The 13,346-nt window shown below is 53.5% G+C and carries 14 protein-coding genes; 4 read left to right on the top strand and 10 right to left on the bottom strand.

The genetic code is table 11. The features are described 5' to 3' along the window. The 8 genes from ACZ5OO_RS02730 to ACZ5OO_RS02695 all read right to left on the bottom strand — a co-directional run bounded on the left by ACZ5OO_RS02730 (window position 1) and on the right by ACZ5OO_RS02695 (window position 5,423). Window positions 1-408, bottom strand: coding sequence for a 50S ribosomal protein L32e (locus tag ACZ5OO_RS02730; RefSeq protein ID WP_013267138.1), 408 nt, complete (start codon window positions 406-408; stop codon window positions 1-3). Continuing rightward, window positions 408-956: a 50S ribosomal protein L6 gene (locus ACZ5OO_RS02725; RefSeq protein ID WP_013267137.1), complete on the bottom strand. Its 549-nt coding sequence runs from the start codon at window positions 954-956 to the stop codon at window positions 408-410. The genes ACZ5OO_RS02730 and ACZ5OO_RS02725 overlap by 1 nt, the downstream gene beginning before the upstream one ends. Before the next feature lie 60 nt (window positions 957-1,016). Then, entirely contained in the window at window positions 1,017-1,223 is a 207-nt protein-coding gene (locus ACZ5OO_RS02720) for a DUF5622 domain-containing protein (protein WP_013267136.1), read from the bottom strand. A gap of 54 nt (window positions 1,224-1,277) precedes the next feature. Further along, window positions 1,278-1,856 carry a vWA domain-containing protein gene (locus tag ACZ5OO_RS02715; protein WP_048812864.1) on the bottom strand — a complete coding sequence of 193 codons (579 nt, stop codon included), beginning with the start codon at window positions 1,854-1,856 and terminating at the stop codon, window positions 1,278-1,280. Between the two features lie 74 nt (window positions 1,857-1,930). Next, window positions 1,931-2,707, bottom strand: a complete 777-nt coding sequence (locus ACZ5OO_RS02710) for a PIN domain-containing protein (protein ID WP_013267134.1) — start codon at window positions 2,705-2,707, stop codon at window positions 1,931-1,933. 50 nt (window positions 2,708-2,757) lie between these two features. Continuing rightward, window positions 2,758-4,032 (bottom strand): molybdopterin molybdotransferase MoeA, encoded by a 1,275-nt coding sequence (locus ACZ5OO_RS02705; RefSeq protein WP_464078419.1) that lies wholly within the window; start codon window positions 4,030-4,032, stop codon window positions 2,758-2,760. 130 nt (window positions 4,033-4,162) lie between these two features. Then, window positions 4,163-4,873: a hypothetical protein gene (locus ACZ5OO_RS02700; protein WP_013267132.1), complete on the bottom strand. Its 711-nt coding sequence runs from the start codon at window positions 4,871-4,873 to the stop codon at window positions 4,163-4,165. Then, window positions 4,827-5,423, bottom strand: coding sequence for a PNPOx family protein (locus tag ACZ5OO_RS02695; RefSeq protein ID WP_464078418.1), 597 nt, complete (start codon window positions 5,421-5,423; stop codon window positions 4,827-4,829). Before ACZ5OO_RS02695 ends, ACZ5OO_RS02700 begins: the two co-directional genes overlap by 47 nt. A gap of 60 nt (window positions 5,424-5,483) precedes the next feature. Here ACZ5OO_RS02695 and ACZ5OO_RS02690 point away from each other — a divergent pair, with 60 nt between their 5' ends. Then, window positions 5,484-5,939 (top strand): 30S ribosomal protein S19e, encoded by a 456-nt coding sequence (locus ACZ5OO_RS02690; RefSeq protein ID WP_013267130.1) that lies wholly within the window; start codon window positions 5,484-5,486, stop codon window positions 5,937-5,939. Here ACZ5OO_RS02690 and cyaB read toward each other — a convergent pair. Together cyaB and ACZ5OO_RS02680 are read right to left on the bottom strand one after the other, a co-directional pair. Next, on the bottom strand, window positions 5,926-6,465 hold the full coding sequence (gene cyaB / locus ACZ5OO_RS02685; protein ID WP_464078417.1) for a class IV adenylate cyclase: 540 nt from the start codon (window positions 6,463-6,465) through the stop codon (window positions 5,926-5,928). The genes ACZ5OO_RS02690 and cyaB overlap by 14 nt on opposite strands. Before the next feature lie 10 nt (window positions 6,466-6,475). Continuing rightward, entirely contained in the window at window positions 6,476-8,686 is a 2,211-nt protein-coding gene (locus tag ACZ5OO_RS02680) for a CDC48 family AAA ATPase (RefSeq protein ID WP_013267128.1), read from the bottom strand. A 209-nt stretch (window positions 8,687-8,895) separates the two neighbouring features. Here ACZ5OO_RS02680 and ACZ5OO_RS02675 point away from each other — a divergent pair, with 209 nt between their 5' ends. From ACZ5OO_RS02675 to ACZ5OO_RS02665, 3 genes are all read left to right on the top strand, one after another. Further along, complete coding sequence (locus tag ACZ5OO_RS02675; RefSeq protein WP_464078416.1) at window positions 8,896-11,034, top strand: acetate--CoA ligase family protein; 2,139 nt, start codon at window positions 8,896-8,898, stop codon at window positions 11,032-11,034. Between the two features lie 5 nt (window positions 11,035-11,039). Next, window positions 11,040-12,128 (top strand): coiled-coil protein, encoded by a 1,089-nt coding sequence (locus tag ACZ5OO_RS02670; protein ID WP_238523601.1) that lies wholly within the window; start codon window positions 11,040-11,042, stop codon window positions 12,126-12,128. Between the two features lie 165 nt (window positions 12,129-12,293). Next, window positions 12,294-13,298, top strand: coding sequence for an SIS domain-containing protein (locus tag ACZ5OO_RS02665; protein WP_464078415.1), 1,005 nt, complete (start codon window positions 12,294-12,296; stop codon window positions 13,296-13,298). Window positions 13,299-13,346: the final 48 nt, after the last annotated feature.

Below are 13,346 nucleotides of genomic sequence, written 5' to 3'. Positions count from 1 at the left end.
TCACTCACCACCATTAGCTACCCTGAAGCCCCTCCTCCTGAGCTCCTCAAGCAGCTGGAGCCTCTTCCTCAGCCCGACCTTAGCAGAAATATAAACTATGTGAGTGCTTGGGCTGAGGCCTTCAATGTCCTTTATAGAGGACACCACGGCCGGTATAAGTCCTGAGGGGTGCCTTCCCCTGATCTCGGAGCTAGAGCCGTAGCCCACCTTAACAAGCCTTCCAAAACCCTTCATCTGAAGCCTCAGCTTGTTGTCTATCCCCTTCGGTTTACGCCATGACTCATCTATTCTCTTCAGGCGCCACGAGAGGTACCTTATAAAGTGAAGCCTCAGCTTCCTCCTTATGAGGGCCTGCGCCCTTCTCCTCTCCTTGAGCTGCTCTGGGACCTTTGGCTGCTCCGAGGCCATCAGCTGGCCACCTCCCTTGAGTATATGAATATGCCGTCCATGAACTTCCTGCGGTCAAAGTCAGTTATATGCGTTGCTCTCTCGATATTAGCCGCAGTCTGGCCCACCGCCTCCACATCGCTTCCTTCAACTATTATGTCCTGCCCCTGCACCTTCACTGTGACACCGGGCATTATTGTGGCGTAGCGCGGGGCCTTCTCTCCAAGGAAGTTGCTTATAACTACCCTGCTCTTCTCAACTTTGACAGTTATAGGGAAGTGAGTTGATATTATCTTAAGTTTATACCTGAAGCCCTTGGAAACTCCGGTTATCATGTTCTTTATGTGCGCGGCCACAGTACCTACTAGCGCCTTAGTTCTAGTATCTGCGAGCCTGGCCTCCACTATAACCTTGTTGTTTTCAAGCCTCAGTTCTACCCCTCTGGCATGGGAGAAGTCCTTCTGAACCTCGCCCTTGGGACCCTTCACAGTGACCTTAAGGCCCTCTATCCTCACCGTCACGCCCTGCGGGACCTCGACCTCCCTCTTGACGTAGAGCGCTTTTGGCAACTTTCAGCACCTACCTATCAGCTCCTCGCTCCCTTGGCTGAGATCTGCTTTTTAAGCATTCTAAGCCTTCTCGAGCTTCTCCCTGACAGCCGCCTCCAGTTCCTCAAGCCTTATTACCTGGTACCCTGGGAGGGGCTTTTCGACCTTGCCAAGCACGACAACCCTGTCAGGGTCCTCCTCCTTTCTCTTCCTAAAGAGCCTGACCTTGAGGTAGCCCTTGCCCTTTCCCATGAATATGAAGACTACCTTGTTCCTCCTGTCTCCCATGCCTTCGCACCAGGCTTGAAGGGGTCTGGACGATTTAAAAGGCTAAGGAGTCGCTCACTCGCCTATAGCTATCTTGTAGGCGTTCTTTATTGCCTCCTCGAGGGACCTGGCGTAGACAACTTTGCCCCCTGTTATGTTAGCAAGCTTAGTCATTTGGTCGGACTTAACGTGCTGGGAATTACCTATCACTAGAAAGTCGACCCTCATGCCGCTGGACTTGGCAAGGAACTGGACCTCGTCGGGTCCAGGTCCCTCGTTGAAGTCGCCGTCACTTATTACTATGAGCCTCCTTGAGTAGCCAGGCGGCGAGTCCTTGAACATGTAAAACGCGTCCTTCACAGCCATGCTTAGATTTGTAGCTTTGCCTGAGACCTTTATTGAGTTGACCGCCTCCTCGAGCTCTTCTACGCTGTCCGTAAGATCCATCACTGGGAAGGAGTTGCCATAGAAAGAGATCACGCCAACCAACGTTGGAATGCCGCTCCCCACAACGCTCCTAATTATTACAATAGCGCTCCTCTTTGCGGCCTCCAGCCGATTAGGCTTCACGTCTTTGAGCATCATGCTGGCGCTGCTATCTATGGCTATTACTAGTGCGAGACCTAGGCCCTTTGGGGAGGTTTTGGCGCTCAATACTCAAGTACCTTAGTTCTTTACTGTAACATCGCAGTAATAAGCCTTAAAGGGGTAGGTCTCATGGCTATCTACTAGCCTATGAAGTCCTTGGGGACCATAAAGGGTATTGTGGCCATCTTCATCACAAGTTCTTTGAAGTAATTATTGTTTACAAGTCCCTGGGATCTGGCGTAGGACAGAAGAGAGAGCGTAGGGACTGCAGGAACCCCATAGGATCTTGAAACCTGCCTAGTCTTAGCATCGTCGCTAACTAAAATGCCATTTAACTTCTTAGCTATGTAAATTGAGTGGGCCTCCTGAAGCGATATGCCGTTCCTCCTGGAGAATTCCATGAGCGACTTGTTTATGCTGACTACGTCGAAGCTACTTAACGTGTATGCAACGCCCTTAGCCTTGGAGAGCCTCAGGACCAAAGCCTTAGCCCTTTCCATAGTCTTAGACGATATGGAGAGTTTCTTGCCCAGCTGCGACACGAGGTCAACCGCGTTCAGCTCAAGCATCGCATAAAGGGACGAGAGGTCGAAGGTTATCGAGCCCCTAGACTTCAGCTGCTCCTCCCCCGATACAATCTCAGAAGCGTCGTCAGACCCAAGTAGCGGGGCGGTGTCCCTTGAGAGAAAGTACCACGTGAGTTCATCCACACTAAGGCCGCTTATCTCTACTGCCAGCTGAAAGCTGATGCTCCCGTTCTTGTATGCCCTAAGAGATATTTCTTTAAGGTCGTAGCTTTCTAGGAGCCTTCTTATGGCGTCCCTTATGGCTTCTGTCTTGCTTCCATAGATTCCAGCCTTTACCAGGGCCTCTAGCACCTCTTCAGTGAAGCCTGAAATCTCTATGTTAGTTACCAATACAGAGGGCCCTCTCAGAGGTTTACCTGAAGAACAAATAAGTTTAGCAGTTAGTAAGCTTCAAGTGGGGAAATTAACATGACCTCGACCTCATCCCCAGCATCGTAGCCTTCCACGTTCTCATTAAGTACTAGTATTGCGTTAGCGTCCGTTAGCGTGGAGAGCACCCCTGACGCTGTTATCGCTAGGGGCTCAACCATGAGTTCCCCTCTTTCATTGGGGTACACTCTCACCCTCAAGTAGGTCCTTATGCCCGCCACGTTAGCCACCCTTCTAGTTATCTTGCCCTTTACTATGGGCACCGGGTCCTCGGGGGTGCCTGTCATATGCCTCAGAGTCGGCCTTACAAACGTTATGTAGCCTGTAAGAGACGCCACTGGGAACCCTGAGAGCATGAAAACAGGCTTGCCGTTGATTATGCCGGCGCCCGTGGGCTTCCCAGGCCTCATCCTGACGCCGTTAAAAAGCACCTTGCCCATGCGAGCAATAACGTCAGGGACTAGATCGTAGGCCCCCAGGCTGGTGCCCCCCGTAGTTATAATGGCGTCGGCGACCCTCAGCCCTTCAGATATCTTTGACTTTATCATGTCAGCGTCATCAGGCACCGTACCCATATCTATGGGCTCAAAGCCGTCCTGTCTAAGCAATGAAATCAGCATGGGCTTCGTGCTGTTTATTATTGTTCCCGGGGTGCCCGCGCGCGGATCGTCCAGCTCCACTACCTCGCTGCCAGTGGAGAGAACGGCAACCTTTAACCTTCTGAATACCTTGATTTTCCTTATGCCCAGCGAGGCCAGGGCGCCTACATGCCATGGCTGAACCTTATAGCCCCTTCTAATCACTATCTTACCCTTAGTGAAGTCTTCGCCTTTTCTCGAGACGTTCATATATGGAGTCACCTGCCTTTTAACCTCGACATACTCCCCGACCCTGGACGCATCCTCGGCCATTACTACAGCATCAGCTCCTGGGGGCAGCGGCGCCCCGGTGTATATTGTTGCGGCCTCACCCTCGCCAACCCGTGGGAGCCTTGATGGGTCATCACCAGCCTGAACTTCGCCCACAATCCTGAGCCTCACAGGGTTAAGGAGGGTAGCCCCGAGGGTGTCGGATGACCTCACAGCATAGCCGTCGACGGCGCTTCTATCAAAGGGCGGCACGTCCAACGGTGCTACCACGTCCTCAGCCACCGGCAGGCCTAAGGCATCCTGTATGTTTACCTCTATTACATCTGGTGTTAAGTTTATATTATCTAAGATGCTCCTGAGCGCCTCGTCAACGCTGACGAGCATCTTAAAGCCTTCCATTGTTCTCTTTACTGACATGATCTCTCCCCACGTTCTAAGTCTGGTAGGCTTTTTCCATCTGCGCTCTATATTCCCCTTTCCGCGCCCGCACTTTTCCTTCTCCTGCAAGAAGCCTAGACTTTAAGTTTATAAGGTTCAAGTGTTGAGGCTAGGCTTTGTTTACCCTACTAAAAACCATTAAGTTATTTTTTATGCTCACGCCATACCCAAGCTCTGACGCTATATTAAGGAGCACCTCCCTGCCAGCTCTGAGCTTCTGAAGCTTTGTATCAGCGCAGTAGTCCTTGTGAACACATGAGACGAAATCGAAGTTAAATCCAAATACCTTGACTTCGCTAGCCCCCATCTCCATGGATATAGCTATTGCCCTATCACCATCTGTGAACGCGCCTGAAGGGTACACGCAGTAGGGCGTGTAGACCTGCGACGTTAGGAGCAGCTTGCTCCTGGGAATCTCCTTAGCCAGCGACGAGGCCCTGTTCAGGTTGTCTCCATGTATGTGCAACAACACGTAGTCTGAGACCTCCACTGCCTGATAAAGCACCTGAGGGGATGAGTCTCCGTCTGTGGTGACCGCAAGGGGCCTGAGGCCCGCCTCGAGCAGTGAAATAATGCCGCCCTCGGGCGCCATTATTGTGTCGCAGCCCCTAATTTCATCTGGTGAGGCCAGGGGCCCCACCACGCAGACCTCCTTTCCGGAGACCCTTCTCATGATCTCAAGGAGCTTGGCGCACAGCTCGTCGCATGAAATAAAGCCATCAAAATGCATTGCACTGTTGAGCTCGTTAACCTCAGGATATCCTAACATCCTCTCAGCTATCTCCCTGTAGGCCCTGACCCCTACCTCTGCTCTTGCCAACAATTCCCTCAAGCTCGCGCAGTATTGCGTCAGCGGCGTCCACGTAGCTCCGTAATCCTCTGGTCGACCTCTCAACGCACCACCTGAGCCCCCTGGCATAGTCAACGTACCAGCTCTCGACAACTCCAGCCCTAGCTTTAGTTAGCAGGACTAATAACTCAACAAGGCATCCATAAGCTCTAGTGTAGGGCACGTGAGGGCTCTCCACCTCTGTTAAGCTGCAACTGAAGGTCACCTCTTCAGGATACTCCTTCAGTCTCCGGTACTCGCACCTGTAGATGCCGCCCAGGCCTGAAAGCCTGGGGCAGCCGTCAGGTTCCCACTCAACCTCGTGTTCCAAGGAGTGGCTGACGCTTTTTACGAAGAGCAAGGGGTCAGACGGCGAAAGCAGCATTAAGGTCCCCCTGTCAGCGAGGAACCTAAGGAGGCCGGCGCTGCGGTACACGGAGAACGTCCTGTCATCGCCCCACAGGACGCCTAAAGGCATCGAGTACCTCGCGTTAGCCGCGCATGGAAACGCTATGAACTCATAGTATGCGCCCTTTATCAACCCTTGCTCGCCCAAAACGCTTTAATCCCCTAGGCGAATAAGGGCTTGGTGGGAGTAGATATGGTAACCGTGGCTGACGTGCCGGCTGACAAGTTCATCGAGAGACTTGCGGCCAGACTGAAGAACATTGAGCAGGTGAAGCCGCCAGAGTGGACGCTCTACGCTAAGACCGGCGTCTCAAGGGAGAGGCCCCCTGACGATCCAAACTGGTGGTACACGAGGGCCGCCTCAATACTGAGGAAGCTCTACCTCTCCGAGGAGCCAATAGGAGTTGGCGCCTTCAGGGTCATATATGGTGGCAGGAAGCGCAACGGCGTTAGGCCCGCGCACTTCGCTGAAGGAGGGGGAAGTAACATAAGGAGGATACTGCAGCAGCTGGAGCAGGCAGGCCTGGTCAAAAGCACAGGGCGCGGGAGGGTCTTAAGCCCCAAGGGACGCTCGCTCCTTGATGAGGTCGCCAAGGAAATAGCCAACGAGATAGTAAAGGAAAGGCCTGAGCTAGCTAAGTACTTCTAACAGATCCTGAGGAAAGCTCCGCCACAAGCTCCGCATATGTACGATTTACAACCTCGCCGCGTATATCAAGTGCCTTGATGGCCGCGCTCACGTCCTCATCTTTACCTCTTAGCGACTCCACCTCAACAAAGCACCCAAGCCCCTCTACATTGTCGAGCGTGAGCTCTACGTTGTCTAGCCTTATGTAAGTCCTGGCCTTAGATACCCTTATGGCTGGTTCAAAGCCCAGCTGCCTCAGAAGCACATCGGGGTCGGAGCCCACGTCTACTATAACCTCCCTCCTTGCCTTGAACTGGCCTGCCTCCCTAGGCCCCTTATAGGTTATGGAGCGAGGGCTTCCGTTAACGTACCTGACCCTCAAAGCCTCATCGGAGACTTTAAGGTCCCTACAGGGATGTTGATAATAGACGTCAACTTCCTCTAAGGGTCCCTCCACCTTGCCGCCCGCCTGTATGGCCCTGTTGGCTATTAGTTCAAGCTGGCTGCAGGGCACCCTCAGCTTGACCTCCACCTCTACATGATCCAAGTAAATCGCCTCAGACGGACATTATCATCTTCTTGAGCCTGTCGCCCATCTGCTCATACCTCATGACGTCCTCACGGCTGAGGCTCGGCTTGACCCTCTTGAGCGCCTGCTCGAAGTGTTTCCACTCAACAGGGCCTGGCTCCAGCTTCTCCCTCAGCTTTGCAAAGACTGCCTCCCTTACGACGGCCGCTATGTCTGCTCCAGTGTAGCCCTCTGTCAGGTCGGCGAGCCTGTCTATGTCGACGTCGTTGGCAAGCGGCACCTTTCTGAGGTGCACCTTGAATATCTGCTTGCGGGACTCCCTGTCAGGCGGCGGCACGTAGATCACGCGGTCAAACCTCCCTGGCCTGAGGAGCGCGGGGTCCAGTATGTCGGGCCTGTTTGTTGCTGCCAGTATGACCACGTTAGAGAGCGGAACTATGCCGTCCATCTCTGTTAAGAGCTGGTTCACTATCCTGTCCGTGACCCCGCTGTCGAAGCTGTAGCCCCTCGCAGGCGCTATGGAATCTATCTCGTCAAAGAAAACCACGACAGGCGCCACCTCCCTCGCCCTCCTGAAGGTCTCCCTTATGGCCTTCTCGCTCTCGCCGACCCACTTGCTCAGCACCTCGGGCCCCCTTATGGCTATGAAGTTGGCCCCGCTCTCGGTGGCCACCGCCTTGGCAAGCATCGTCTTCCCGGTGCCCGGCGGACCGAAGAGCAAGACCCCCTTGGGAGGCTCAATGCCCATCTTCTGGAACACGTCTGGGTGCTTAAGAGGCCACTCGACGACCTCCCTCAGCTCCTGTTTCACGTTGTCGAGGCCACCTATGTCGTCCCAGTGAACCTCTGGCACCTCCACGAAGACCTCACGTATGAGCGTTGGCCTGACCACCTTCATAGCCTCAAGGAAGTGCCTCCTGCTCACCTTGAGTGTCTCAAGGATCTCCTTCTTTATCTCCCCAGGCTTTGACAGGTCTACCTTGCCTGAGCTCATGAACTCCCTCACTGCAGCCATAGCGGCCTCCTTGGCCAACGCAGCTAAGTCGGCGCCGGTATAGCCCTTGGTGAGGTCTGCTATCTCTGCAAGATTTACATCGCTGTCAAGCGGCATGTTTCTCGTATGAACTTGAAGTATCTCAAGCCTTCCCTGCTTATCTGGCGGCCTGATCTCTATCTCCCTGTCAAACCTCCCAGGCCTCCTGAGGGCAGGGTCCAGGTCCTCGGGCCTGTTGGTGGCCCCTATTACTATCACCTTTCCTCTCTCCTGTATGCCGTCCATCAGCGTGAGGAGCTGGGCCACTACCCGCTTCTCAACCTCGCCTGTCACCTCCTCCCTCTTGGGCGCTATGGAATCTATCTCGTCAATGAAGATTATTGATGGCGCGTTCTCCTGCGCCTCCTTGAATACCTCCCTCAGCCTCTCCTCGCTCTCGCCGTAGAACTTGCTCATGATCTCGGGTCCATTTATTGCTATGAAGTAAGCGCCTATCTCATTAGCTAGCGCCTTAGCAAGTAACGTCTTGCCGGTGCCAGGCGGACCGTAAAGGAGTATTCCCTTGGGAGGCTCTATTCCGAGCCTCTGGAATATCTCAGGATGCTTCATGGGGAGCTCCACTATCTCCCTGATGCGCTGCTTCGCCTCCTCAAGGTCGCCTATGTCCTCCCATGTGACCCTAGTGCCCCTGCTCAACAATGGGTACTCTGAAGGCTTGACCGGCTCGTTCCTTATGATTATCTCCGTATCGTCAGTTACGTAAACTGGGTCTGAGGGGTTAGTGTTTACCACAGCCAACTGTATCTCGTCAGAGAGCGGCACCAGGTCACCCCTGATGAGGGGCTTACGTATGAGCTCATCCCTCAGATCCTCGGGCGACACGACCATGTTTATTGGAACGGCCCCGAAGAACGTCTGAACCGTGGCCTGGCCCACTGGGGCAAGCTCCACCCTGTGCGCCGGCTTAACGTTGTCAGCCCTCATGACCTCTACCTTGTCACCCACGCTAACCCCAAGGACTTGCCTCATGTGGCCGTCTATCCTTATTATGTCAGGGTTACTGTCGTCCCTGAGCGGCCACGCCACGCCGACCTCCTCTGCCTTAGAGCTCCTTATCAGCACGAAGTCTCCTGTCTCTATGCCGAGCCTCTCCATGGCCGAGTCGCTTATCCTCACGATCTTTCTTCCTGGCCTGTCGCTCCTGTAGGCTTCCTCCACAGTTAGCGTTACGCTCTGCGAGACCATTAATAAGCCCCTGATATATCGACTCCACAGGACTAATATGTATTCCTAACGAGGGCCTGAGAGACAATCGACCCCTCATAAGTTGCTTTAAAGAATCCCGTGATTAGCACCACGACTCTTATTTAAACGTGTAGGGCCTCGGCTTCCTTGACCTTCAAATCTTAAGCCTTATTAAACTCGATATGCAGGGTAGCAAGTGATGGTGTAAAATGTATACAGCTGACGCCAAAGTATTCTTTGAGCCAAAGAGCATAGCTATAGTAGGCGCCTCGCCGAGAGCTGACAACATGGGCCGAGTAATACTTTCTAACCTGAAGTCCAAATATAAGGGCGAGCTATTCGTAGTAAACCCTAAATATGATTATATTGAAGGCCTGAGGAGCTATCGCTCCCTTAACGAGATAGATAAAGATGTGGACCTGGTTGTAGTTGCAGTTAACGCTGCACTGACGCCTTCAGTGCTAGAGGACGCTGGCAAGAAGGGCGTCAGGGGGGCCATAATATTTAGCGGGGGCTTCGCCGAGACGGGCACCGAGGAGGGCATAAGGCTTCAGGAGGAGGTAGTCTCGATAGCCAAGAGGTACTCCATGAGAATCCTTGGGCCCAACTGCATAGGGGTCTATAACTCTGCAAACGGCGTTGACACCTTCTTCCTGCCAGAGGAGAGAATGAGGAGACCCAGGCCTGGACCCATAGCAATAATAAGTCAGAGCGGGGCTCTGCTGGCAACTCTCATGGACTGGGCAGCCGCTAACAACGTAGGTATATCTAAAGCCATAAACTTTGGCAACAAGGTAGATATTGACGAGATTGACAGCCTAAACTACCTTGCCGGCGCGTCTGACGTGAAGGTCATACTAATGTATCTGGAAGGGGTCACAAAAGGCAGGGAGCTGGTTGACGCTATTAGGAAGGTAACCTACGGCAGCAGGAAGCCAGTGCTCGTGCTCAAGGGGGGCAGGACTGCCGAAGGCTCCAGGGCCACGCTTAGCCACACGGCATCAATAGCGGGCTCCTACGACGTTTTCAAGGAGGCTATGAGCGAGGCTAACGCAATAGTCGTTGAGGACCTCCAGGAGATGTTCGACGCTGCGAAGGTCCTCAGCTCAGGCGCCCTGCCAAGGGGCCCCAGGGTGGCAGTTATAACCAACTCGGGGGGCCACGGCGTTATAGCCACCGATAACCTGGTATCCAGGGGACTGCAAGTACCTCAGCCATCGCAGGCCACGTTGGATGCGCTCAAGGGCCTCTTCCCTCAGCGGGTGTCGCTGCGCAACCCATTTGATCTGACGGGCGACGCGAGGCCTGAGCAGGTAGAACTTGTAGCAGAAACGCTCCTCTCCAATAACGACGCTGACGCCCTTCTGCTTGTGGCTCTCGTACAGCCGCCAACCATGGACCTTAACAAGACCTTTGACACCATAATAAACGTCAGGAAGCGTCACCCTGACCTGCCCCTAGCTGTAGTTACAATAGGCGCCAGCTATGGCGAGAAGCTGGCGGAGATGCTCGAGGCCGCGGGGATACCAACGTTCGAGTTCCCTGACCGCGCTGCCAGGGCCCTGTCCGACCTATGGAAGTGCAGGCTCTGCGTCGAGGCTGAAAGTAATAGTAATGACACTATGCCGACCGTTAATAGCAGCGCTGCCGAGCTGGTAAATAATATAATAGCCCGCGCCATCAAGGAGGGCCGTAACAAGCTGCTTGAAGATGAGTCGCTGGAGGTCCTGAGGGCCTATGGGATCCCTGTTGCCGATTATTGCACTGCCGTTGATGAGGATGATGTAAAGTCGTGCGCGCAGGGGCTTGGCTTTCCCCTTGTAATGAAAGTCATAAGCCCTGACATCATCCACAAGAGCGACGTGGGGGGCGTTGTGCTTAACATAAATAGCGTTGATGAGGCGACCTCTGCCTACATGTCAATACTTTCCAACGTTAGGCTTCGCGCGCCTCACGCCGATGTCAGGGGAGTTCTACTTCAGAAAATGGTCAGGGATGGATATGAGGTTATGGTAGGAGGTGCGCGCGACCCCCAGTTTGGTCCCATAGTTACCTTCGGCTTAGGAGGCCTCCTGGTGGAGCTCGTCTCTGACATTGCCATGAGGCTGGCTCCTGTTGGCCTGAAGCAAGCCTTACAGATGATCTCAACCACTAGGGCGTACACGCTGCTCAAGGGCTACAGAGGCATGCAGCGGGCCAACCTAGAAAGCGTGGCAGAGATAATCTCTAGGTTAAGTATCCTACTTTACAACCACTTACCTATAAAAGAGGTAGATATAAATCCCGTTCTGGCACGCATAGAACAAGCGACAGCTGTTGACGCACGCATAATAGTTGGAGGTGGATAAAAAGCTTGGAGGGAAGTGACCGCCTGGCTGCTGAGAAGGCCCAGAACGTTGACACAAACAGCAACGAGCCTAAGAACACTCAACCTCAAACTCCCCCTGAGGCTGCGCAGGCTCAGCAGACAGGAAGTCAACAAGAAGTCAGGAGGCCTAGGAGAGCTCCCGAGCCTCTGCCGCCAGAGGCCCTCCCTGAAGATATAAGGCAGTTGGTAACTACGGACACGTCTAACATGAAAGAGGAGGACCTTTACAAGCTTGTAGATGCGATAAGGGATAAGATTATTGAGGTCAAAAACAACAGAATGCAGCTCATTAATGAGGTTAAGGGGCTGCGTGACCAGAGGGTCAAGTTAATTGAGCAAAAGAAGGAGCTTGTGAGCCAACTGCTTAAGCTGAGGTCCGACCGTAAGGAAGTACTTGACCAGCTGGCCAAACTTAACCAGGACAGGAGTTCAACACTCAATGACCTTAAGGCTAAGATAGAGCAGCTTAGGGAGGCCAGACAGCTGCTTGATAAGGAGGGCAACGTAGCTAAGCTCAGCCTCAAGAGGGTCCAGAAGAGGATAGAGGAACTCGAGTGGAGGCAGCAGACCTCCGTCCTGCCTCCGCAGGAGGAAAGGAGACTTGTAGAGGAAATTGAAAGACTTGAGGAGCTTGCAGAGAGGATAAGGAAGGCGCGCCAGGAGGAGATCTCAATAATGGAGATAGAGGCTGAGGTTAAGGCGCTCAAGATGAAGCTTAATGACTTCAATACGAAGATAAATGAGCTCAGGCAGAAGGCGGGGAACCTCAAGGCCCAGATAGCATCATTAACGCCTAAGATTGACGAGCTTAACAAGCAGATAAACTCGCTCAAGCAGACCATCGATGAGAAGAGCAAGAACATAGATATCCTGTCCGGGGAGCTTGACGCGCTCTACAACAAGTACAGGGAGCTGATGGTGAAGTTAAAGGAGCTTAAGGTATCAAGGCAGCGCGGCATCGAGCTCAAAGCCCTTGAGGAGAGGCGCAAGGAGATAGAGGAGAAGGCCAAGAGAGGAGAGGCCCTAAGCCTTGATGAAATGAGGATACTGTATGGAGAGTTCGACCTAACGTAAGAGCTCGCTGACCCAGAGATTAAGGACTACCGTTAAGGCCCCACAGGACTTTTAATTAATTCGTGCTGCGCTTCAGGCACAAATGGGCCAAGCCTTTTACTATTTCTGCAACGTTGTAAGTCCTTATTAATTGGTTTTTGAACTCAGGTTACTCGCGTGAAAGGCTTGAGCGCACAGGCGGCTGCTGAGGAAATGTTGAAGCTTTACGATACGTGGCCTTCTCAGCTCCTCTCGTCATACAACAGCGCAGTTACGATTAAATCGCCTCAGGTGAGCCCCCGTGCGTTGTTGTTATGCGGCATGGGGGGCAGCGGGGTCACAGGGGACTACATCTGGGCACTTGCCGCAGCCAAGGCCCTAAGGTTCCCAGTCATAGTTCACAAGGCCGAGGGCGTTCCCTCTTGGGTAACGGCAGAGGACCTGGTTGTTGCAATAAGCTACAGCGGGAACACCTATGAGACCGTGAGCTGCGCAAGGGAAGCTAAGGCCAGAGGGGCCACAGTACTGTCTGTAACAAGCGGCGGCAAGCTGGCATCATGGGCTAAAGAGAACGGGCTCCCGCTCGCGCTTATAGAGCCGGGCTACTACCCAAGGACAGCGCTCGGAATGCTGGCTGGGGCTACTATAGGTATCATCAACTCCTCCGGAATTAAGATAGCCACTGATAAGGAGGTTGAGGATGCAGCTGACGCCCTTAGGTCAACCTCAAGGGGTGAGGGCGAAACCATAGCGAGGGCCCTCGCCGGCAAGGACATATACATAGTCGCGGGGTGCGGCCTCTTTGACATAGTGGCCCACAGGTGGAGGCAGGAGTTCAGCGAGAACGCTAAGGCTATAACTAAGACTGAGTTCTACCCTGAGTCAGCCCATAATGATATGGTTGTGTGGCAGCTGCTGCACAACGTGAGGAAGGGCTTTGTGCTCATAGAGGGTGATGGCAGGGTATGCGCGGTCCTTGAAGACCTCCTAAGGCAGATCTATAACGACCAGAGGGACACTGTTGTTAGAGTGACGCCCAGAGGCAACGGAGTTTTGGCCCAGCTGCTCCAGGGCTCTCTGCTTGGAGGCTACACCTCAACCTATCTAGCTATGTTTAATGGCGTGGACCCGCGCGACACCTCAATAACGGGAAGGTATAAGGAGGCCCTCGAGAAGGCAGGACTTTCCTAAACTAAGAGTTTAGCAATGCATTTTAAGGTTCCGTAAGGTACCGGCAAG

Source organism: Acidilobus aceticus (genome assembly GCF_055392325.1).
This window is presented reverse-complemented; position numbering and strand designations above follow the sequence as displayed.